Origin of the sequence: Pseudomonas sp. MS646 (genome assembly GCF_036693845.1) — a bacterium.
GTDB classification, from domain to species: domain Bacteria; phylum Pseudomonadota; class Gammaproteobacteria; order Pseudomonadales; family Pseudomonadaceae; genus Aquipseudomonas; species Aquipseudomonas chlororaphis_E.
In genome coordinates, this window is record NZ_CP144763.1 from 807,209 (window position 1) to 829,970 (window position 22,762).

The window sequence follows — 22,762 nt, forward strand, 5'->3', positions numbered from 1 at the left end:
TATCCTGTGGCAATGGATTTGCCTGTGGCGAGGGGATAAATCCCCTCGCCACAGATAGATCCTTGCCACAACAGCTCAGTCGACAGGGGGATACGTGAAAGCCAGATCCGACGAACTGCAGATCTTCGTCTGCGTCATCGAGTGCGGGTCGATTTCCGCCGCCGCCGAGCAGGTCGGGCAAACGCCGTCGGCGGTCAGCCGCACGTTGTCGCGCCTGGAAGCCAAGCTCGAGACCACGCTGATCAACCGCACCACGCGGCGCATGGATCTGACGGAGGAGGGCAAGTATTTCTTCGAGCAGGCCAAGGGCATTCTCGACCAGATGGACGAACTGGAAGAGCGTCTGTCGTCGCGCCAGAAAAACCCCGCCGGGCGCTTGCGGATCAACGCCGCGTCGCCGTTCATGCTCCACGCCATCGTCCCTCACATCGAAGAGTTCCGCAGCCTTTACCCGGACATCCAGCTTGAACTCAACAGCAATGACTTGATCATCGATTTGCTGGAGCAAAGCACCGACGTCGCCATTCGCATCGGCACCCTCACCGATTCGACGCTGCACGCCCGCTCGCTGGGTTGCAGCCCGCTGCACATCCTGGCGAGCCCGGCTTACCTGAAGCGACACGGCACCCCTGCCAGCGTCGCCGAACTGGCGGAGCATGCGTTGCTGGGGTTTGCCCAGAACGAAGGGCTCAACCAGTGGCCGTTGCGCCATGTGCACGGCGACCGCTGGCCGATCCAGCCGCTCATCAGCGCTTCCAGTGGCGAGACGGTGCGGCACCTGGCGCTGGAAGGCCAGGGCATTGCCTGCCTGTCGGACTTCATGACCCGTGACGACATCCGTACCGGCCGGTTGAAGGTGCTGCTGGCGGAGGCCAACAGCGGCTACCGCCAGCCGATTCATGCGGTGTACTACCGCAACTCCCAACTGGCGTTGCGGATCCAGTGCTTTCTCGATTTCATCCAAGGCAAGCTTGCCGACTACGCCTCGCGGGAATTCAAGGGCGATTCGTGACTCCAGGACAAGAGTGATTTGGGCAAGGCGGTCTGTTTCCCCCGGCAGCCGTCCTCGATACTCGTCCCATCACTTATCTGGCCAAGGAGTTTGACCATGAACGTATTCATCACCGGCGCCGCCGGTTTCATCGGCGGTTCCATCGCCACCGGTTTGGTTCGCGCCGGGCATCGAGTCACCGGGTTGGTGCGTAACGCCGAGCAGGCGAGCGAACTGACTGCGCTGGGCATCGAGCCGGTGATCGGCACCCTTGACGACAGCGCGCTGCTGGCCGAGCAGGCCCGTGCCGCCGACGCGGTGATCAACGCCGCCAGCAGTGACCACCGCGGGGCGGTCGAAGCCTTGATCGACGGGCTCAAGGGCTCGAACAAGGTGCTGCTGCACACCAGCGGTTCGAGCATTGTCGGCGACGCTTCGGGCGGGCATCACAGCGATGAGATCTACCAGGAAAACCACTTGCCGCAGCCCACTGCCGACAAGGCCGCGCGTGTCGCGATCGATACGCTGGTGCTGGACGCCGCCAGCCAGGGCGTGAATTCGGCGGTGATCTGCAACACCCTGATCTACGGCCACAGCCTGGGCGTCAAGCGCGACAGCGTGCAATTGCCACGCTTGCTCAAGCAAGCGCGCAAGAGCGGGGTGGTGCGGCATGTCGGGCCGGGGCAGAACATCTGGTCCAACGTGCACATCGAAGACGTGGTCCAGTTGTACACACTGGCCCTGAGCCGCAATGTGCCGGGCACGTTTTACTTCGTCGAAAGCGGCGAGGCCTCGTTCATCGACATGACCACCGCCATGGCCCAGGCCCTTGGCCTCGGGCAGCCACAGGACTGGCCATTGGCCGAGGCCGAGGCCGAATGGGGCTACGAAATGGCCAACTACGGCCTGGGCTCCAACAGCCGCGTGCGTGGCCGCAATGCTCGTGAACTGCTGGGCTGGGTGCCGAAGCGGACGTCGGTGGTGGAGTGGATACGCAACGAGATGGTGTGAACGATCCCCTGCTTGTGGGAGCGAGCGTGCTCGCGAAGCGGTGTGCCGGTCGACATCGAGGTTGGCTGGGTCGGCGCCTTCGCGAGCAAGCTCGCTCCCACAAGGGTTTGTGGGAAGCTTGATGCTCAGTCGTGATGCGCATCCGCGCGCTTGAGCATCTGCTTGCATCGCTCGGAGAGGTGGAACACCCGCAGGTGCTTGCCGGCCTTGCTGTAGCGCTCGCGCAGGGTCATGAGCGCGGCGATGGCCGAGTAGTCGACGAAGCGCAGGTGGCGGCAGTCCAGGGTGACCTGGGCCGGGTCGTTGGCCGGGTCGAACTGGTTGAGGAACGGTGTGGTCGAGGCGAAGAACAAGGTGCCGTGCAGGCGGTAGAGCTTGCTGCCGTCGGCTTCCAGGTGCGTGTCGGCGTACAACTCCCGCGCCTGCTGCCAGGCAAAGTTCAGCGCGGCGATGATGATGCCGCAGAGCACGGCGACGGCCAGGTCGGTGAACACGGTGATGAGGGTCACCGCGATGATCACCAGCACATCGTTGACCGGCACCTTGTTGAGCACCCGCAGCGAGGCCCAGGCAAACGTCTGCTGCGACACCACGAACATCACGCCCACCAGCGCGGCGAGCGGGATGCGCTCGATCAGCGGTGACAGGAACAACACGAACAGCAACACCATCACCCCGGCCACCACGCCCGACAGGCGCCCGCGTCCGCCGGAGCTGAGGTTGATCACCGTCTGGCCGATCATCGCGCAACCGCCCATGCCGCCGAACAGGCCCGAGACGATGTTCGAGGCGCCCAGGGCCACGCATTCACGGTCCGGGTAACCGCGGCTCTCGGTGATTTCGTCGGTCATGTTCAGTGTCAGCAGGGTTTCCAGTAGGCCTACCATGGCCATGATCACGGCGTAGGGGGCGATGATCTGCAGGGTTTGAAGGTTCCAGGGAATGTCCGGCCAGGCGAGGCTTGGCAAACCGCCGGCGATGTGGGCCATGTCGCCCAGGGTGCGGGTGGGCAGGCCGAGCAGGTAGACCGCCAGGCCGACACCCAGGATCGCCACCAGGGCCGGTGGTACGCTGCGGGTCAGGCGCGGCAACAGGTAGACGATGGCCATGGTCAGTGCCACCAGGCCTGCCATCAGGTACAGCGCTGTACCGCTCAGCCAGGTGCCGCCACTCTTGAAGTGTTCCAGCTGGGCCAGTGCGATCACGATCGCCAGGCCGTTGACGAAACCGAGCATCACCGGGTGCGGCACCATGCGCACCAGCTTGCCCAGCCGCAACAGCCCAAACGCCATCATGATCACCCCGCCCAATAGCACGGTGGCCAGCAGGTACTGCACGCCGTGCTGCACCACCAGGGCGACAATCACCACGGCCATCGACCCCGCCGCGCCGGACACCATGCCCGGACGCCCGCCGAACAGGGCGGTGAGGGTGCAGAGGATGAACGCGCCGTAGAGCCCCATCAGTGGATTGAGGTGAGCAACCAGGGCGAAGGCGATGCATTCGGGAAGCAAGGCGAAAGACGTGGTGAGGCCGGCGAGGACGTCGGCGCGAGGGCGTGCTGGTTTCATGATTTACCTGACAGGGCACCGATTGAGGCTCGGCGGCCGGGGGACGTGGTGCAAAAACAGGGGCGGATGGTACGCAATTGCCGGGCGCAAGAACAGTGAACCTGTGGGCGCCGGCGCTGCTTGCACAGGAATGAAAGTTTCACAGCGGATTTTCATCAGGCCTGCCGGGCGATGTCCCTGGGCGACACTTCTTGTCTGTGCACGAAAATGACTTTCAGAATGTTTGAAGAATGCTCCTTGAAATGATTTATGAGTTTCACAACTCGCCGTGACCCTGTTCAAGGAGTACCGCATGGCCCCTGCTTTCGGATACTGGCTGCTGGTCTACGCGGCCATTGCCATCATTGCGCTGATCGTGCTGATCGCCCGTTACCGGCTCAATCCGTTCATCGTGATCACGCTGGTGTCCATCGGCCTGGCGTTGCTGGCGGGGATGCCGCCGTCGGGCGTGGTGGGGGCCTATGAGGCCGGAGTCGGCAAGACGCTGGGGCACATTGCGCTGGTGGTGGCCCTGGGCACGATGCTCGGCAAAATGATGGCCGAGTCCGGCGGGGCGGAGCGGCTGGCGCAGACGCTGATCGAACGCTTCGGCGAGCGCAACGCCCATTGGGCGATGGTGTGCATCGCCTTCCTGGTGGGGCTGCCGTTGTTCTTCGAAGTCGGTTTCGTGCTGCTGGTGCCCATTGCCTTCACCATCGCCCGGCGCGTGGGGGTGTCGATCCTGATGGTGGGGTTGCCGATGGTCGCCGGGCTCTCGGTGGTCCATGCCCTGGTGCCGCCGCATCCGGCGGCGATGCTGGCGGTGCAGGCGTTCCAGGCCTCCGTGGGGCAGACCCTGTTGTACGCGATCCTGATTGGCATCCCCACCGCGATCATCGCCGGGCCGCTTTATGCGAAATTCATCGTGCCGCGCATCCCGCTGCCGGCGGAAAATCCGCTGGAACGGCAGTTTCTCGACCGCGAACCCCGCGCCCGGTTGCCGGGGTTCGGCATCACTCTAGGGACCATCCTCCTGCCGGTGTTCCTGATGCTGATCGGCGGTTGGGCCAACCTGATTTCCACGCCGGGCAGCGGTTTCAACCAGTTCCTGCTGTTCATTGGCAACTCGGTGATTGCCTTGCTGCTGGCGACCCTCCTCAGTTTCTGGACCCTCGGCCTGGCCCAGGGCTTCAACCGCGAATCGATCCTCAAATTCACCAACGAATGCCTGGCACCGACGGCGAGCATCACCTTGCTGGTGGGCGCCGGCGGCGGCTTGAACCGGATTCTGGTGGACGCCGGGGTCACCCAGCAGATCGTCGGCCTGGCCCAGGCATTCCAGTTGTCGCCACTGGTCATGGGCTGGCTGTTCGCGGCCTTGATGCGCGTCGCCACGGGGTCGGCCACGGTGGCGATGACCACGGCCTCGGGTATCGTCGCGCCCGTGGCGATCAGCCTCGGCTACCCGCACCCCGAGCTGCTGGTGCTGGCCACCGGGGCCGGGTCGGTTATCTTTTCCCACGTGAATGACGGCGGCTTCTGGCTGATCAAGGAATACTTCAATATGACCGTTGCCCAGACCTTCAAGACCTGGACGGTGCTCGAAACCCTGATTTCCCTGGTCGCCTTCGGCCTGACCCTCGGGCTTGCGCGTTTGCTCTGAGCGTTACGCACCCACACAGGAGCCCCCATGGACATCCTCTACCAGATCCGCGCTCGCCAGGATTCCTTCAGTGCCGGCGAAGGCCGAATCGCCCGGCTGATGCTCGACGACGTCGGCTTTGCCGCCTCCGCCAGCCTGGACGAACTGGCCCAGCGCGCCGACGTCAGCAGCGCCACGCTGTCACGGTTTGCCCGTAGCGTCGGTTGTCGCGACCTGCGGGACCTGCGCCTGCAACTGGCCCAGGCCAGCGGTGTCGGCAGTCGGTTTCTCGACCCGACGGGCGCGCCCGAGCAATCGGCGTTTTATGGGCAGATTGTCGGCGACATCGAGTCCACGTTGCGCCAGCACCTCTCGGCATTCGAAGAAACACGGTTCGCTGATGCTGTGCGGATGCTGGGCAAGGCGCGGATGATCCATGCGTTCGGGCTCGGCGGCTGGTCGGCGCTGTGTTGCGAAGAGTTGCAGGTGCGCCTGGTGCGTTTCGGCTATCCGATTGCCGCGTGCCGCGATCCGGTGATGATGCGCATCACCGCCACCTCGCTCAGCGAAGCCCATCTGGTCATCGCCTGCTCGCTCACCGGCATCACCCCGGAACTGCTCGATGCCGTTGAACTGGCCCGCGGCTATGGCGCGCCGATCCTGGCCATTACCCGAGCCGACTCGCCGCTGGCCCAACTGGCCGATGGGGTGCTGCCCCTGCAAGGCGCCGAAACCTCGTTCATCTACAAACCCACGGCGGCGCGCTACGGCATGCTGCTGGCCATCGACGTGCTCGCCACCGAGCTTGCCCTGGCCCACCCCGAAGACAATCAAGAGCGCCTGCGGCGAGTCAAACTCGCGCTGGACGACTACCGTGGCGGCGACGACGACCTGCCGCTGGGAGACTGACATGCTGTACGACACGCTTATCCGCAACGCGCACGTCATCGATGGCCGCGACACCCCTGGCTACGATGCCGACGTCGCAATTCGCGCCGGGCGCATCGAGCGCATCGGTGACGTAGGCGCTGCGCGGGCGGTGGTCGACATCGACGCCGCTGGCCGCGTGCTGGCGCCGGGGTTCATCGACGTGCACACCCATGACGACACGGTGGTGATCCGCCAACCGCAGATGCTGCCCAAGCTCAGCCAGGGCGTGACCACGGTGATCGTCGGCAACTGCGGCATCAGCGCCTCGCCGGTGAGCCTGCGGGGCGATCCGCCTGACCCGATGAACCTGCTCGGCCCGGCCTCGGCGTTTACCTACCCGCGCTTCAGCGATTATCGCGACGCCGTGGAAGCGGCTGCACCGGCGGTTAACGTTGCCGCGTTGGTGGGCCACACGGCGTTGCGCAACAATCACATGGACGATCTGCTGCGCACCGCCAGCGCGCCGCAAATCGCCGCCATGCGCCGGCAACTGCGCGAAAGCCTGGAGGACGGCGCGCTGGGGTTGTCCACCGGCCTGGCCTACGCCAACGCGTTTTGCGCGTCCACCGACGAAGTCATGCAACTGACCGAAGAGCTGCAGGCCTTCGGTGCGGTCTACACCACTCACCTGCGCAGCGAATTCGAGCCCGTGCTCGAGGCCATGGCCGAAGCGTTCCAGATCGGTCGTCATGCGCAGAGTCCAGTGATCATTTCCCACCTCAAATGCGCTGGCGCCGGTAATTGGGGGCGCAGTCCACAGGTGCTCGCGGCGCTGGAAAATGCCGCGCGAAACCATCCTGTCGGTTGTGACTGCTACCCCTATGCGGCGAGTTCTTCGACGCTGGACCTCAAGCAAGTGACTGACGCCCATCGCATCACGATCACCTGGTCGACGCCGCATCCGTCGATGGGTGGCCGCGACCTGACCGATATTGCCGGCGAGTGGGGCGTGTCGCTGCTGGACGCGGCGCAACGCCTGCAACCGGCGGGTGCGGTGTACTACGGCATGGATGAAGGTGATGTAAGACGAATCCTCGCCCACCCGCTGTCCATGGTCGGTTCCGACGGATTGCCCGAAGACCCGTTTCCCCACCCGCGCCTGTGGGGCGCTTTCCCACGGGTGCTGGGACATTTCAGTCGTGACGTCGGGCTTTTTCCGCTGCATACCGCCGTGCATAAAATGACCGGCCTTTCTGCGGCGCGCTTCGGCTTGGAAGGGCGCGGGGACATCCGTGAAGGGCATTGGGCTGATCTGGTGCTGTTCAATCCACAGACCATTCGTGATGTCGCCGATTTCATCGAACCGCAACGGGCTGCCGAAGGCATTGATGGCGTGTGGGTCAATGGCGTCCTGAGTTATGACGAAGGCCAGGCGAATGGGCGCCGGGGAGGACGGTTCCTGGCGCGGGGAAGTCTCGCGGGGTGATGAGTCAGTGTGGCGAGGGCGCTTGCTCCCGCTGGGGTGCGAAGCAGCCCCTGTGTTGACATCATCACACGGCAGGGGACGCTGGCGCGTCCAGCGGGAGCAAGCTCCCTCGCCACGGGTTCGTTGGAGCCTTCGAATGTGCAGTGTTATCCAGGGGGGTGGCACTTCGACATTAAAGAACCCCGCGCCAAGGCCGAAGCACTGGGTTCAACCCAGCTAGACTGGGTCCTTTCAGCCAGGGAGCAAACCCATGAGCTTCGGTAAAACCACTCCGATCCTGCGGATCTTCGATGAAGCCAAGGCGATGGAGTTCTACGTCGACTTCCTGGGCTTTACCGTCGACTGGCAACACCGCTTTGGCGACAACTTCCCGCTCTACCTGCAAGTGTCCCGTGGCGAGTGCGTGTTGCACCTGTCCGAGCACCATGGCGATTGCACGCCGGGCTCGGCGCTGCGCATCGAGACGGATGAACTGCAAGCGTTCCAGCAGCAATTGCGGGCCACGCAGTACCGTTACGCTCACCCAGAGATCCAGGCGATGCCTTGGGGGACCCAGGAACTGACCGTCACCGACCCGTTCGGGAACCGGTTGGTGTTTACCGACGCGATCAGTGCCTGAGTCCTGAACTGCCAAGGCGCTAAGGTCGTGTGATTGCCTGGACGTGATCGTTGTACATCTCATAGCTCCTGGGGTGGCGCTGCGTGGGAATATGGACGTTTTCGGGAATGATCCCGCTGCAGTTGAAGCAGGCAATGAACGGTTCCGGTTGAGCCACGCCGGTGATTTTTTCGGTGAACAGGTACGTGTCCGAAAGCACTCGCTCGGCCTGGCCCGGATAGAGCGCGACGACATCGTTCAGTACCCGGACTTCCCCATGCGCCCCCGGCCCCCCGGCGCGCACGGGGATGATGCCGTTGCAGCGCTCGATATGCGTGGCGATGAGGTTCTGGGTGTTGGGCTGGAGCTCCGACAGGGCATCGACCGTCCTGCTCAGCGTGGGCTCGCGCTTGAGTAACTCGGGATCCACTTCGAGTCTGTGGATCGGGTCGTTCTTGGTGGCGCGGTAGCGTTCGGCCAGGTCGCTCAGGTACTCGCTGGTATTGCCGATCCTGTAGCTGCCGAAGTTCAGGTAGAAACTGTCGCTTTTAGCGCTGCCTTCGTAGTGGGCGTCCACGCCGCGATAACCCGTCGGGCCGGATTTGGGGCCGGAGAGATTGTGGTACTCGTAGAGCGCCACCGGCTTACTGTCCAGGGTATCGCCGGTCACGCCAAACGAGTGAACCACCAGGTCCTTGCGCTTTGTCTTGCTCAAGCCTGGGGTCGGACGCAGGGCCAGGTTGAGCGCGGCGTTTTCTCGGTCGTCACCGGCCATTCGCCTGGGCGGCAGGGCCGAGGGAGGCTGCATCATCGCCAGGGACCGGGCGTGCCCATCAGCCTCCACCCCTTTGACGACGTCATCCTTCAGCCATCCCTGATGGTCGACGAACCTGAGCGGATTGTTGGCCACCATGGCGTACAGGTTCAATCCGTCGACCGCCCCCGCCGGGTCGGGGCTGATCCAGCGTTGCAACCAGGGCGCGTAGTAGCGTTGGCCGTAGTAATACAGGCCGCTGGCGTCGCGCTCCTTGCCGCAATAGCGAAGGGTGCGATAGCTGACTTCCAGCGCCGAGCGCGAGGCCAACCAGGCGGTCCCTCCGTAGGGCAGGTAGCCTTCCTGGCTGATCAACCCGCCTTGGGCGTCGAGCTCCAGTGAGCAGGAGCTCAGGTGGTCGCCAAGGCCGTAGCGCATTGGGTTGGCGGCGATGCCGGAGGGTCGGCCTGCGGTCCAGTGCAGGTAACGCACGCTGAAGCGGCCGGCTTGCAGGCTGATCATTTCCAACCGTTCATTGGGACGGGTGTGGATTTCCAGGCCCGGCAGGTAGCGCACCTCCCGGGTATGGATGATGGCCTCGGTGTGGACCGTGCGGACCTTGCGCACCCGTTGGCCGCCGTTGTCGTAGAGATAGCGCTCAACGTCGTCGGGCGCGTCTGCACGCTGGACCAGCACCACGCTGTCGAGTTGATTGCGGTTGTTCCAGGCCAGCGCCTGCCCGGGCAGCAGCGCCTGCTGGTTGCCGTTGGCATCGAAGGCCATCGTGACGTCGGGCGCCGACTGGCCGGTGTTCCAGCTCAGCAGGCGGTTGCTGGTGGGGCTGACGTTGAACGTCCGGGTGTAGTGGTTGCGCTCGCGGACATGGCGCAGCTCGGTCAGGTTGCCGCCGATGTCGTAGGTGTAGTGCTCGGTGTAATTGAACAACTGACCGGCATCGATCGGAATGTTGAGGAGGGTCGGAGCCAGGCCTGCGGTTTCACGCCCTGTCGCACGGATCAATTGATACAGGCTGTCGTAGGTGAAGGTGCGCGTGGCTTCGACCCGCTGGTTACTGCCGTACTGCACCGGCTGGGCCTTGTCTTCGATGCGCAACACGTTCCCCACCGGGTCGTAGGTGTAATGCAGGTCCTGCAGGGTTCGGGTGGACAGCGATGCGCTGAGGGCGGTCAGTCGCCCGGTGGCCGGGTCGAACACGGCGCGGCTGATGACACCGTTGCCGGCGGCCTGGGATTCGAGCTGGCCGGAGGCGTTGTAGGTGAGTTGGCTTGCGACGGTTGTTTCGACGGTGGCGTCCCGGGGCTTTAGGCTCACGGCACTGAGCTGGCCCGCGCGATCGAACGTGTACCGCTGTTGGTGCCGGGCCGCATCGGTTTGTTGGATGACCTGCCCGAGTGCGTCGTAGCGCCAATGTGTGGTGTGGCCGTCGCCCTGTTCCAGCAGCAGGTCTCGGTCTTTTTCGTTCCCTGGCCAGTCGCCGGGCGCGGTGTCGGCTGACAGGTGCCGGGTCTGACTCAGCGGGTTGGCGCAAAGCGCGTAGGCATGGGTGAGCAGGGTGCCGGCGCTGTCATCCTGACGGACCAGGGCACCACACAGGTTACGGGCGGCAGACGCTGGCGAACTGTCGCCGTAGCGCAGGCATTCGACTGTGCGTGGCGCCTGCCCTGGCGTTTGCTCGCGACGCATGACCGGCCGCCGTTGATCGTCGAAGGTGGTTTGCTCCTGATTTCCCCGTTGGTCCCAACGGCGCAGCACCTGCCCGGCGTCGCCCGGCAGGCTCAGGCGCCACCCGGCGTCGACACTGCTCACCCGCAGTGGCTTGCCCGACAAGCTGTAGACAGTGTGCAGGTTGGCCTCGGGGGCGTTGGCGAACAGCCGGGCGTCCCACTGGGCCACCTGCCGCCCCGCCGCGTCGTAGTGATGCCGGATGATGCGCGCCTGGCTTGGCTCGTCTGCCTCGCGTCGGTGGTAAGCCACCTGCCGCACGGGCAGGCCACGGTTGTCGATGACGTTGATCGTGGGCGTCTTGTGGTGAAGGCGGGCGCTCATGCAGCACCCCCGCGGGTCGACATGACCTCCTGCAAGGTGTCGTTCTCGTCCTCGTCCACGCTGTACCAGGGGTGGCGCGTGTGGCGGCGCAAATAGCAGAGGTCATCCTGCCGGGCGAGCCAGGTGTGGGTCAGGCGTCCGAGGGGGTCGTGGACATGCTGGTCGAAATGACCGCACTGGCGCAGGGACGCATCGTTGATGTGGCGATGATGATCGGCAAAGTAAGGCCGATAGACCCGCACCACCCACCCCTTGCCGTTGTATTCCACCCGTTCGCTGACACGCCAGCGCACCGCGGCGATCTGCGCCTTGGGCTTTCCATCTGCCAGGGTCAGTTCGCCTTTGGCGTCGACGACACAGGCCATGCCCGACTCGACCCGCTGTTTGTTTTGCAACGTTCGACCGAAGCCATCGAAATGGGTGATGGCAATGCGGACCTGTTGCTGCGGGTCATCGGGGTAGCGGTCGGCGACCAGGGTCGCGACATGCACGGGCTCTCGGCTTGAGGCCTCGAGTTCGTCTTTGAGCTTCAGGTCGTCGCCGGACAGTGCTCGGCCAGACGACAACCGGGTTCGGGCTGACGCGCAGAGATGCCCGTCGGCAAGCAGGTCCCCTCTTGCTACGCAACGCGCCAGCCAGTCGGTGTCGGCCAATGCGGCCGTCGATACCCGCCCCATCCAGCTGAAGGGCGCGTAATAGTGGGCCGTGGCGGCGCCCTGCACGGCTTCCCTTTCCCGGCGGACGGCCTGCGCCGCAGGCTCGAACGAAGGGCGCTTGAACTGGGCGAGGGGCTTGAAGCCCACGGTCGTGCCGTCTTCATCGCCATGAAAAGAGCTGGCCAGGACCTGGCCGAACCCATCGAACAAGCCTTCTTGGACGTTGCCGTTGGGGTCGGTGATGCGCACCGGTTGCAGCGAGCGGTAGTCGTGGACAGCCTGGGTGGTGCAGCCATCGGGCAGCGTGAAGGCGATGACCCGGCAGGCATACGGGTCGTAGCTGATCTGGGTCACGCCCTGGCTTTGGCTCGGCTGTACAGCGTTGACCTTGTAGAAACCTTCCAGCGGCGCGTAGCTCGCGAAGTCGCTCTTGACTGACCAGAGCCTTGCGGAGGGAGCGGAGGGCAGGAAGTCGGTCATGTGGTGATAGCCGATTTGCTCCAGCAGTTTTCCTTGAGGGCGGGCGTCTTGTGGCAGCGACTGGAAGGCTTCCAGGGCCTTTTCATCCAGCTCGGCGTGCTCCAGGTGATCGACCAGGGCCTGCAGGTCGGCGACGCCGTCGGGCCAGATGGCTCCGTTCGACGCCTGTTTATAGCGCTGCACGGACAGGCCGGTGAGCACGCCTTGGGTGTTCCAAGTGGTGGCTGTCACACGGTCATCGAGTGTTTCGAACGTGATGTCCCGTGGGGCCAGCCCTTCGTCTACAGGGGCCTTGGGGCGCTGCAACGTCTGGGTACGCTGGCGATAAGGCAGGCCGAGTCGCCATTGCTGGGCTGTTTGCAGGTGGATGAACTCGGCGCGGGTTTCGTTCAGGTGGTAGCGCTGCTGCGCCGGGTCGTGAGCGTCGCGCCACCACTGCTGTTGGTCGGCGTCGTTGAATGGCGGGGTGTCGCTGGCGGTTGTTCGTCGGGCGTAATGGACATCCACGCTGCGGGTCTGCGCACCGTACAGGTCGTGTTGCAGATTCAGGGTGTGCCGGCATTGCGGGTCATCGACAAAGCCGTCGTATTGATACGTGATCGACTCCAGCAGCAGCGGCAGCATCCGGGCCTGGCGGCGATGGTTGTCGGGGGCTTGTAGCAGGCGCAGCCCGTAACGGTGCTCCTGGACCGTATAGAGGCGGGTGGCGTTGCGGCGTTCATCGACGCCGAAGATTTCGCTTCGCAGCACTCGGCCACACAAGGCGCGGGCCATTTCCAGGTCGGTGGTCGCGTCTGGCGAGGCGATGATCCGGTCGCGCGGCGTCTCGGGTTGGTATTGGCAAAGCAATGTCTTGCCCAGCGCCATGGCGTGCTTGTCTGCGCGGCTGTAGCCGTTTCGCGGAATATCTACCCTGCGCCCGGTGTGAAACCAGGTTTTCTTAAGGCACGTGGCGCTGAAGTCCTGGGGGGCGCCATCGCCGGGGCTGGCTTGGGTATCGGTTTGCAGCAGCAGGCCGAAACCGCGAAATTCCCGCTCGCTGCCGTCGTAGTAACCTTGGCGATAGGCGAACGCCTGGGTCAGCTGGTTGCCGATGGTTTCGTCCAGGCGGGTCTGACTGCTCACCAGGTGCAGGGCCAAGGGCAGGCGGCAAGTGAGTGGCTTGCCAGCGGCGATTCTCTCCTGTTTCTCATCCAGCCATTCCTGCGCCGAGCTGCGGTAGTCGATGCGGTCGTCGGCGCCCATGTTGTTGTTGGTGCCGGTGAGCAGATACGGTTTGGCGCTGACGAAGTCGTAGTGCCAATGTTGCGAGCTCATGTGCGGTGAACTCAGGATCAGGCTTGAACAGCCGAGCCCTTGCAGGTCGGCGACGCTCACTTGGCACAACGGATCGTAGCGCAGCTCTTCGGGCCAGGGCAGGGCCACTGCGGGGGCGAAGCCCTGGCCGCAGCGGTTCATGAAAATCAGTGCCTGATCCGCTTGCAGGTAGATCAGGTCGACGGCGCCGGAGCCATCCAGGTCCGCCAGGCGAATACGCGAGGCGTCGAAGCTTTCGTGGGCCAACCCGGGGAAATCCAGCACCCGGCCTTGGCCGAAGCGTCCACGCCCGAGGTTGTGCCAGCACTTCACTTCGTTATGACGAATGCGCACCAGGTGCTGCTGGCCGCTGCCCAGTACATCGCTGAAAGCCACCAGTTCGCCGGGAGAGCCGGTGAGCACGGGCAGGGCGTCTTCATGCGCTTCTCGGGGGACCTCGAATGGCGGTGAAAAACCGTATTTGCGTTGGTTGGCGTACAGACGAACGCTACGCGGGCCGATCAATGCCAGATCGCCGAGCCCGTCCCCCATCAGATCGGCCAACTGCCCCTGAGGACTGAAGAACTCTGGGGGAAATGCATCGAACGTGGCGAAGTCCGACCAGCTTCGATCGGCTTCGAGGGAGAAGAAACCGCTCACTTGCGGCCGGGCGATGAGCCAGTCCAAACGACCGTCCCCCGTGAGATCGCTCAAGGCCTGGTGCACCGATGTTGTCGCGTCGGCTACCGGGAGGTTGGGGAGCGTTCGCCACGGCGCGTAGGCCACTTCGTTGCCGTTGTCCTTGGCGCGCATGGGTTCACGGTAATGCCAGCCTTTTTCGTTTCGATGGAGCACACCCGGCAGGCCTTCGCCGTACAGGTCCACCAACTGATAGCTGTGGCCGTCGTTGAGCCCCGGCATGTCCGCAAAACGTTGCCAGGCGAGCGGGTCGAGCGTGAGCTTGAATGTGCTGTAGCTGAACTCGACGGGAGGGCGTCGTTCGACGGTTTCGTCTTCGGCGAACGCCTGTTCGTGGGCGGCGCTCAAGTGCTGGTAACCCAAGGGCGTCTGTCGATAGTCAAGCAGCAGGCGCCGCACCAGGATGGGGGCCGCGCCCAGCTCATCGGGAAAACGGTGAAACATCAGGACCTGGCGGCACAGGCGTTCGGTGCGTAATTCAAAACCGTAGGCGAAGCTGGAAAATGGATCGCTGCGGGTCGGCCACTGCCGGCCCTCATACGGCGGCTTTTCTGTATAGGCAGTGGTTCGTTCACCGTAGTCGAACACCAGTTCGAAGTGCCATTGCACGGCCGTGAGCCGCTGCGCAGTCCATGAATAGAGCTGCGTGTCGGCCTTGAAATTGCCATAGCTGACCCGGCTCAAATAGCGTTGGGCCGTGGCGTCTGTCTGGTATTGATAGAGGATATGTTCGCCGTGGGCGTTCAGGCTTTCCTCCAGCAGCCATTCGCCGACTCGGCGCGCATCCTCGGGATCGACGCGCCGCGAGGCCTGGCTCTTTCCGAACACGTGGAGGCTGCCGTCGGCACCGTGCACCAGCCAGAAGCCCGGCGTATCGCCTGGCGAAGCCCAATGCTCGATCCGGTCGAAACGGCTTTCGGTCCTGGGAAAGTGTCGGGTGACGGTGTAGGTCGTTCCCAGTGCCAGCGCGTTGTAGTGGTCGACGCGGGTCGAGTCGACAGCCTCTTGCGCATCACGCTCGGGCAGCCACACCACCCCGGTGGGGCCGATGATTTCGTCGTCTTGCCCGTAGGCCGGCACACCCTGGCTGGTGCGTCGTGCCACGCTGGGCAATGACAGCCCCCAGCCGATGCCGAACACACCGTTGCCGAGCGTACTGGCGTAGTTCAAGGACAGAGGCGGCGCAAAGCCGCGCCCCGGCGAAATGGGCAAGGCCATCTCATAGACAGCCGTACCGTGGGCGCCCACGGGGCTCCATCCTTTGCCAATGCTTTGAATGGCGCCCCCACCCTTGGACAGGGAAGGGGCGGTGACCGGCAACGCGGAGGGCTCGTTCATTGCGCACCTCCGCCGACCCTGGCCGTGTAGCTCACGTGCACGATGATGTCGGTCAGCGATTCCAGCAGGTCTTTTTGCGCCTTGGGGTTCGGGAAGGTCAGCTGCCATTGGGAAATGGCACCGGTGTATTCGAACGGCAGGTAGCGTTCATCGTTGAAGCTCAGGGTAAACAGACCGTTGTCGTCGATCCCTGTCGACAGGGCGATCTGCTGATTGGCGCGGCGGCTCTCCATGGCCTTGCCTCGGTCACCTGGCGACAGGAACACCGTGCTGGCGGTCTGGGTCAGCGTGGCCCGAATGTTTTCGTAAGGACCGACGACGGCCGGCAAGGTCACGCTGATGGTCTTGAGGCGCCGCAGGTAATGTTGCTGGCCCTGGTAATCGTCTTCGAACAACTGATGAGGCAGTTCGAACTCACACGCGCCTTTCTTCAGGTTGTCCAGCATCTGCGGCCATGGTTTGTTCAGGTGGCTGGCCGGGGTCTTGTCCTTCAGGTGTCGCAGCGACACCGTCTTGCGGATCTCCAGCTCGCGCTCATGGCGTTGCAGGTAGCCGGCGTGCATGTTCATCAGGTTCAGCTTCAGCGACTCGCCGGCGCCGAGCCCTCGATAGGTCGTGTGCCACGCCCCGGGTTGAATAAAGCGACTGTCGAAGTCGGCGGTCTCATATTGCCAACAGGCTTCGGCGGCCAGGCACAGGCTCAGGGTGGCGTCGTAGGCCTGGCGATAGACCACGGCCAACTGGCTGTTGAGCCATTGGTACAGTTGCGTCCTGGAGAAGCGCTTGCTCAGGAAATCGTAGTTGGCTTTGGCCTGGCCGAGGGTCGCTTCGACCAGGCGCAATTGCAGGCGGGTGGCGGTTTCCTGCTCGGCGAAGTGCGCCAGTTGGGCGTCGAGTTGCTCCAGTTCGAGTTGGGCCTGGTCGTACGCATGGCGCCACTCGTCCCACCGACGATTGAACGAGGCTGTACGCTCGCAGTGGTCCGCTGCCGTACGGGCGAGGATGGCCGCGCTGTGAGCCGCCGCCGAGGCGGCGAGCGTTGGCCCTTCCCAGCGACTGCCACCGTTGGCGAGGCCAAAGATGTTGGGCAGCGTCATCATGGCGCCTGCCGCGATCTGGCAGGTCATGGCGGCGAGCTCGGCACTGCCGCTGGCCAGGTAGAACTGAGTGGCGTGTTTTTCCGAGTCGTTGAGGTTCTCTTCCATCAGTTTTCCGTAATGGCGGGCTCGGTCCTGGACGATCCCTTTGGTGGCCTCCAGTGCCTGACGGTTGCGATGATCGATGTTCAAGGCCTGGCGTTGCAGGTCGACGGCGCGCTTCGCCAGGTCCCAGGCTTGCTGTTGCTGCAAGGCCTGCAACTGGGCTTCTTCCTTGCGTTCGATCAGCGACAGCAACAGGGTGCCGAATTGGCTGAGGCTGTCCACCGCTTGCAGGGCGTGGCTATGCAGGGTCGTGAAGCGGTAAGGGGGAATGGCGGCGGTGGGCAGGCGGGTCGTTGCACTGTCCGCCAGGTTCAGGGCCAGGGTGCTGGAGAGGGCGCGAGGGTCCAGCGGCGCCGCGATGACCGGCAGGTGCAGCGGCTTGCCGGCGATGTCGAGGTTGTGCCGCAGGTTGTGCAGCCGGCTCTCGGCCGTGTCCCAGCCTCTGAGCAACTGCGGGTTGAACGGCAGATGCAGATACGGGCTATCGATGGCCGGCAGGGTCGAGCGTGCACTGCCTTCGCGAAGGACCAACGCGCGGTGGTCGTTCAGGCGGGTCAGCGAGTACTCGAAGGTGCGCAGGTCGTCGTCGGGTGTTTCGACCAACGTTTGCAGGCTGAGGGCCGTCCAGGGCGCCACTGGCCGAACGACCGGGCGCGGGCCCAGCAGGTCGAGCACACGCACGTACCACAGCTTCGCTTCGCTGAGGCCTTCCGGCGTCATGGCGCGGTATGCGGCATCGCCCCGGTTGATCAGGATGTCCAGGTACAGGAAGTACAGCGCCTTGCACAAGTGCACGGGATGACTGAGGGCGATCTGGTGCGGGTCATGAGGCGCCTGATCGGCGTACGACGGCACGCCGCGATCGACCAGCGGCACGCTGCGCCAGCATTCATCCTGGTTGCGATCCGGATCGAAGGCGTAGCGCAACCAGCGCTCGGCTTCCTCATACCGCTGCTCCGCGTTCAAGCGATGGGCGACCAGCCATGGCACATGGAGGAACAGCTCGGTGAAGTAACGGCCGTAGGCGCCATGAAAATCCATCGCGATGTTCGGGTCGTCGGGTATCGCGGGTTCCTGCAGGTGTTGTGTCGTCCAGTCGAACAGTTCATCCAGGCCGTCCTCGGTACGCCGGATCAGTTCGGCGGCGAACACGGTGTTCAAACGGATCGGCGAGCGCCGTCGACTGGAGGCGTCACTGGTTTTGATCGTGGACTTGGCGAAATCGATGAACTGGGTGGACCCCACGCCGGGCGCCGTGACCTGGGTAATGTCGGGCGGTTGCTGGCGCTTCAAGGGGCGTTTGAGCGTGACGGCCCGGAGGACGGAGTAGAGCTTTCTTGTCGGATCGAGAGGGTGGACGAACGCCACCCCGAGAAGCAGGATGGTGCCGTCGCCGCCGGGATCGGTGCCGGGCCACTCGAAGTCAAAGGACGGCGGCAGATGCTCGGCCGGAACGGACTCGGCCACGACGCTCAGGTCTGCGTAGGTCAGCGGTCGGTCTAATGAGGCGGCGGGTTGCCGGAAGACGACGTATTGCTTGTCCAGCGGTTCATCGCAGAGCACGGCGACGTGTTCCACGTCAAAAGTTTTGGCATGCTCGGTCTGCAGGGTCATGGTTTGCGAACCGCTGGTGGAGGAGCTTCTGTTCTTACGCCGGCTGGCCTTGATCAGGTGTCTGACGGCATCCGTGGAGATGAATTTTCCCTCAAGGCTGGTCTGGCTGGAGAGCGTAATGTTGGGCGTGTGTTCGCTGTCTCTCAGAACGTCAGCCGTGTGCGAAAAGGACACCGTGAAGCTTCGATCGAGGGCGACGGGGAGCTTGCTGAGATTAAGGCTCGAACCGCCATGAAGCCGCATGTAGGGTGCCTGCGGCAGGCGTTGGGCAGGGAACAGCAGGTTCATTTGCAGGCGAGGTTCAAGACTGAAGGCGTTCTCCACCCTCAAGCGCATTACGTTGCGCGGCAGGTACCCCATGTTCCCTGCGCTGGTCATGTCGATGTTGGCCGCCATTTGCAACGTGAGCCTGGAGTCGTGCCGGGTGTAGGTGAGCGTGATGCGATCGCGATAGGCGCTTTCGAAATCCGACAGAGTGGGGGGCAGGTTGCCGGGCAGGGCAACTTCTGTGATTTCGAGGTTGGTGGACGTTGTGGCTTGGATACGCTGTGCGGCGGCGCTCAGGAGTTGCTGTTCGTTGTCCGCGTCCGTTGAGCGACCCGGCTCATGATTGAGGTGCCTGTCGATGCAGACCGTCTGTCTGAAGGCAAGCTCCTTGCCGCTGGCCAGGCCTGACGCTGCCGGTGATCCATAACCCTGCAAGGCGAGAAACAGCGAGTCGCGCGAGCCTTGGCGATAATGCACGGCGACCGTGGCGAGCAACGTCTTGATCGCCGCAAGGCCTTTGTTGCCCAGGGAACTGTCTTCCCAATGGCTTTGCAGGGCCACCCGCGGCGTACTCCAGGTTCCATCGTGTTTTTTGAAGCAATAGCTCAGGCGCAACAGCGGATGGTGCTTGCTCGCTGCCGTTGTATCGTCCTGCGAAGAGGCGCTGGAGGCTGAAGGGTCCTGGTGAATGCATTCGGCCCAGATAACGAACAGCCGATTGTTGAACCAGACCGGTCGCACCGAATGCTCGGGCGCGTTCTCGGGGATGGGGACGTCGGCTTTTTCCCAGTCCGACCAGGCGTACGGGGCCGGCGGGTCCAGCTTGGGCGTGATGCCCGGTGGTTGTGTCGGCACACCCGCGAGGGGCCGCTGCGCCATGTTCAGTGAACGCCAGAAGTAGCTGTTTTCGCTGCGGGACTTGGCGATGAAATAGTAGGTGCTGTTGGCGTAGTCCTCGCCATCGATGTAGCCGTTGAGGATGTTCAGGTTGGCCACTTCTTCGAATCGGGTCAGGTACGCCATGACCGCCGATTGAACGGCGTCGGGTTGGATCTGGTTCTGGTTGAGGGCGTTTTCCAGTTGTTGGAAGTTGGCGCTTTTGTCGGCTCTCAGGTTCGGGTCGAGGTACATCGCAGGGAAGTAAAGCAACTGCTGGTGGGCGGCCCAGGTCGGGTACTGGTGCATTTCGTCGCGCCAGATTTGCCGCAGATCGGTGGTGATGTCGGCGGGCTCATAGCCGGGCTCCAGGTTCATCAGGATGCGGTTGATGTACTGCTGCAAACTGGCAATGGCGCAGGCCACGGGGGTGGTGGGCACGTCCTGGCTGACGAGTACGTCCAGCAGCCAGAATTCGTAGAGGTCCCGGGCGGTCTTGATCTTGTAGGGTTTCATCCTGTCCCGATCGGGCGCGACCTTGTTCAGGTAAAGCGCCAACAGCGCATCGCGCAGGCTTTCATCGAGCTGCTTCTTAAGGGCAACGGTCATATTCAATCCTTGAATGTTGAAGCGGGGCGCCGGTCAATGGCAGGCCGCGATCAGTGCTGCGCCGACGGTTTTCCAGTCCGATGCAGGACTTTGGGTTTTCAGCGAGGTTGCCTGGAGCAACAGGTCTGCCGACAGTCCTGTGCTGACGCAGCACGCCTGGCAGCGCATGATCCAATCCACCGCTTCCATTGAGGTGGCCTGTCCTGGCTCCAACTGCGCCGTCAGACGACTCACTTGCTCAGTGTTCCAGTTCAAAAGGTTGGCCAGCAGGTTGTTGGCCTCTTTTTCCGAGGAATGCCCATCCTGATTGGCCACTTGCAGGTAGTGCAGCAGGTTCTCTTGCGACTGCGCCTGATGGCGGGCGCAATGGCTGAAGCGTTCGAGCAGATACAGCGTGTGGGGTGTGAGGGTTACGGAGGTCTTCGAGGCCAGCCATGTCGGATTATCCATCAGGGTTTTCAGCGTGCTGCTGTCCAGGTGCAGGCGCTGGAAGGCCTCGGCGATGCGAAGGACTGTTGCCAGCACAGGCGGCATCATGCCCGGGGTTGTGTTGATGGCCGTGACGATCGCCTTTGCGTCGGTACCGGCCATTTGCGTCGCGCAAAGGACGTATTCGGCCGGAAGGTCCGCAATGTCATGCAGCAGCGTTTCAATCAGACGCTGAGGATCCTGGTTGGCGTTGTTGTCCGCTCGTAGTCTCGCCAGTCGTTCCTCCAACTTCTGATTCAGCGGCAAGCTCGTTCCTGGTTCATCGAACAGACGGCACCACTGCAGTACATCAAGCTGGTTTTGCCTGAGCCAGTCCACGGCCCATTCCAGCGCCATCAACACGTCGAGAATGTCCGCCTCTTTGGATTGCGAGGTGTGCAATCGCCCGGTTACCAGTGCCTTGCAGAAGTCGTCTCCTCCCAACAACCGGGCCAGCTCGGTGCATTCAAGAGGAGACAGGCCCAGCATCCGGGCGATACGGGCCTGGCGGTAGAGTGAAGAGACCGTCGGCAAGTCGTGTTTTGGCGAGCCCAGGTACTTCTCGCTCTGCCGCACAAGCAGTAGCAGTGCATCCTGGGTCATGGGGAGTCCGAGACCTGCGCTCAGATAGCTGAGGGTTTGCCGGCCGGCGGTCAGAGGGCTCTGGGGGAGTTCCCACACGGGGCTTTCAAGCAGTCGGGTGCGATTGAACACTTGATCGAACAATGGCATGCGGTCGCCGCAAGCATCCACCGGCATGTCGTGCAGCAAAGAGGCAAACTCTTCAGGGGCAATGCCATGGCGTTGATTCAGGTAGCGGTAGACGCCCAGTGTGCGCAACGTGTTGGCGTTGAGTGTGTCAGTCCCTTCGGAGCGCTGGGCATTGACGATCAGCGTATCCAGTTCGGCAACGGGGATGCCGGTCCAGCGATGCAGGCGGATCATTCGCTGCGCACGGTCGAAACGCTCATGGGAGTGATGGGTGAAAACCTGCGTCTCCCCTTGGGTGGCAATACTCAGGACGGAAGTCTGTTCCGGCCCGTTGATGTAGCTGGCGCCATAGCCGGTCTGCCTGGCGTCTGGGCTGTTGATTGAGGACCGAGGGGTGTAATTACCTTGCGCCAACAGTTGTTCCACTTGCCCCGTCGTCAGGCCGGTGCGTTCCTTGAAAAACTCCAGCTGACCCAGGTTCGTTATGTTTCGGGTTCCGTAGTTCTTCTTCAGTGGATCTGGCTTGGAGATCGACGCAATGGGCGCGAGCAACAGGTTCTGTTGTTCCGGACTGAGACCGGACAGCAGTATTTGCGCGTCGAGAGGGGACGTCGTTACGCTGCCGTAGGTTGAGTTGCCTCGTGAAAACGGCAATTGCAGGCTGACCCGATAGTTCAGCTCGCCCAGCGCGGGCTTGCCGGCCCCCAGCCCGAGCAGACACTGGTGATGGTGCAGGTTGTAGGGCAGCGAAAAGGGATAGCGCTCGCTGCTCAGCGCCTGCGGGATTGCCCTGTCCTTGCCTTCCTCTTTCAGGTAAGCCTCGATGTTGCTGCGCAGGGTGTCATTGATGAGGTCAAGCATCGGACGCGTGGCGAAGGCGCTCTGCCGATCGAGCATTAGTTGCTTGAGGTCCGGACGGCGTTCTTCCAGGGTGATCCTGGCGGATGAGGCGGACGCCGGGAGCTGCTCCAGTTGCCTGGCAAACAGATACAGGGCACGTAGATACGCCACGGGTGAGTCGATTGCCGCGATATCGCCTTCGTTGCAGAACTGATCCCAGTTTTCCTCGAAGAGGGCCTGGTAGCCGGCGGACGCGGGCGTCGAGTCCGATCCCAGGCTGCGCCGCACGCGCCCCGGGGCCTCCTTCCCGGCCGACACACGATGCGCCTGGTACCGGCGAGCGATTTGCCCGGCGTAGCTCGCCGCACGGTCATAGGCCAGCCCGGCATCCGCGTCGCTGTACTTGGCCAGCTCAAGGGCGAACGGTGCCTTGCCCATGCGCACGATATCGAAAACCGACGCCAGCCCCATCCGCTGCAGGGCGGTTGCAAAGCGAGCCTTTGCGGTGTCGCTGTCGTTGTCGTCGGCAAAGGCGACGAGCCTGTGCAGCAGCGAGTCATTGCTTGCGTCCATGTAGGGTCCATCTCCTGTTCGCACAAAGGTGCTTGTCCAGGGGAAACCGTACAACAGCGGTCAAAAAAAGGCGGTAGGACGAGAGTGGGGGATTTGTACGAAAGGGCGATGCGTGGGGAGGGTTTTGGTTAACCGGGAATCCAGGAGAGGGGCTGGTGAGTGGA

11 protein-coding genes are annotated in these 22,762 nt (G+C 63.3%); 6 read left to right on the plus strand and 5 right to left on the minus strand.

The genetic code is table 11. The features are described 5' to 3' along the window. The first annotated feature begins 94 nt into the window (after positions 1–94). A complete protein-coding gene (locus V3H56_RS03460; RefSeq protein ID WP_042732453.1) occupies positions 95–1,012 on the plus strand; it encodes a LysR family transcriptional regulator in 918 nt (305 codons plus the stop codon). A 96-nt stretch (positions 1,013–1,108) separates the two neighbouring features. Then, positions 1,109–2,002 carry an NAD-dependent epimerase/dehydratase family protein gene (locus V3H56_RS03465; protein WP_123578288.1) on the plus strand — a complete coding sequence of 298 codons (894 nt, stop codon included), beginning with the start codon at positions 1,109–1,111 and terminating at the stop codon, positions 2,000–2,002. Positions 2,003–2,127: 125 nt separating this feature from the next. On the opposite strand, the gene V3H56_RS03470 is transcribed toward V3H56_RS03465, so the two are convergent. Further along, the gene (locus V3H56_RS03470; protein ID WP_047738428.1) at positions 2,128–3,573 is read right to left on the minus strand and encodes a SulP family inorganic anion transporter; all 1,446 of its coding nucleotides are present in this window, start codon (positions 3,571–3,573) and stop codon (positions 2,128–2,130) included. A gap of 292 nt (positions 3,574–3,865) precedes the next feature. Between V3H56_RS03470 and V3H56_RS03475 the strand changes: the two genes are divergently transcribed. The 4 genes from V3H56_RS03475 to V3H56_RS03490 all read left to right on the plus strand — a co-directional run bounded on the left by V3H56_RS03475 (position 3,866) and on the right by V3H56_RS03490 (position 8,169). Continuing rightward, the gene (locus V3H56_RS03475; protein ID WP_338474213.1) at positions 3,866–5,215 is read left to right on the plus strand and encodes a gluconate:H+ symporter; all 1,350 of its coding nucleotides are present in this window, start codon (positions 3,866–3,868) and stop codon (positions 5,213–5,215) included. A gap of 27 nt (positions 5,216–5,242) precedes the next feature. Further along, a complete protein-coding gene (locus V3H56_RS03480) occupies positions 5,243–6,103 on the plus strand; it encodes a MurR/RpiR family transcriptional regulator (protein WP_123578286.1) in 861 nt (286 codons plus the stop codon). Position 6,104: 1 nt separating this feature from the next. Next, positions 6,105–7,550, plus strand: coding sequence for a D-aminoacylase (locus V3H56_RS03485; RefSeq protein ID WP_338474214.1), 1,446 nt, complete (start codon positions 6,105–6,107; stop codon positions 7,548–7,550). A 250-nt stretch (positions 7,551–7,800) separates the two neighbouring features. After that, positions 7,801–8,169, plus strand: a complete 369-nt coding sequence (locus V3H56_RS03490) for a glyoxalase superfamily protein (protein ID WP_042730888.1) — start codon at positions 7,801–7,803, stop codon at positions 8,167–8,169. A 19-nt stretch (positions 8,170–8,188) separates the two neighbouring features. On the opposite strand, the gene V3H56_RS03495 is transcribed toward V3H56_RS03490, so the two are convergent. The 4 genes from V3H56_RS03495 to V3H56_RS03510 are packed head-to-tail and all read right to left on the minus strand — an operon-like array spanning position 8,189 to position 22,598. Continuing rightward, complete coding sequence (locus V3H56_RS03495; RefSeq protein WP_338474215.1) at positions 8,189–10,969, minus strand: RHS repeat-associated core domain-containing protein; 2,781 nt, start codon at positions 10,967–10,969, stop codon at positions 8,189–8,191. Next, a complete protein-coding gene (locus V3H56_RS03500; protein ID WP_338474216.1) occupies positions 10,966–15,438 on the minus strand; it encodes a SpvB/TcaC N-terminal domain-containing protein in 4,473 nt (1,490 codons plus the stop codon). Before V3H56_RS03500 ends, V3H56_RS03495 begins: the two co-directional genes overlap by 4 nt. Then, on the minus strand, positions 15,435–20,006 hold the full coding sequence (locus tag V3H56_RS03505) for a neuraminidase-like domain-containing protein (protein ID WP_338474217.1): 4,572 nt from the start codon (positions 20,004–20,006) through the stop codon (positions 15,435–15,437). Before V3H56_RS03505 ends, V3H56_RS03500 begins: the two co-directional genes overlap by 4 nt. 33 nt (positions 20,007–20,039) lie before the next feature. Continuing rightward, positions 20,040–22,598 carry a Tc toxin subunit A gene (locus V3H56_RS03510; RefSeq protein ID WP_338474218.1) on the minus strand — a complete coding sequence of 853 codons (2,559 nt, stop codon included), beginning with the start codon at positions 22,596–22,598 and terminating at the stop codon, positions 20,040–20,042. Between the last annotated feature and the right edge of the window lie 164 nt (positions 22,599–22,762).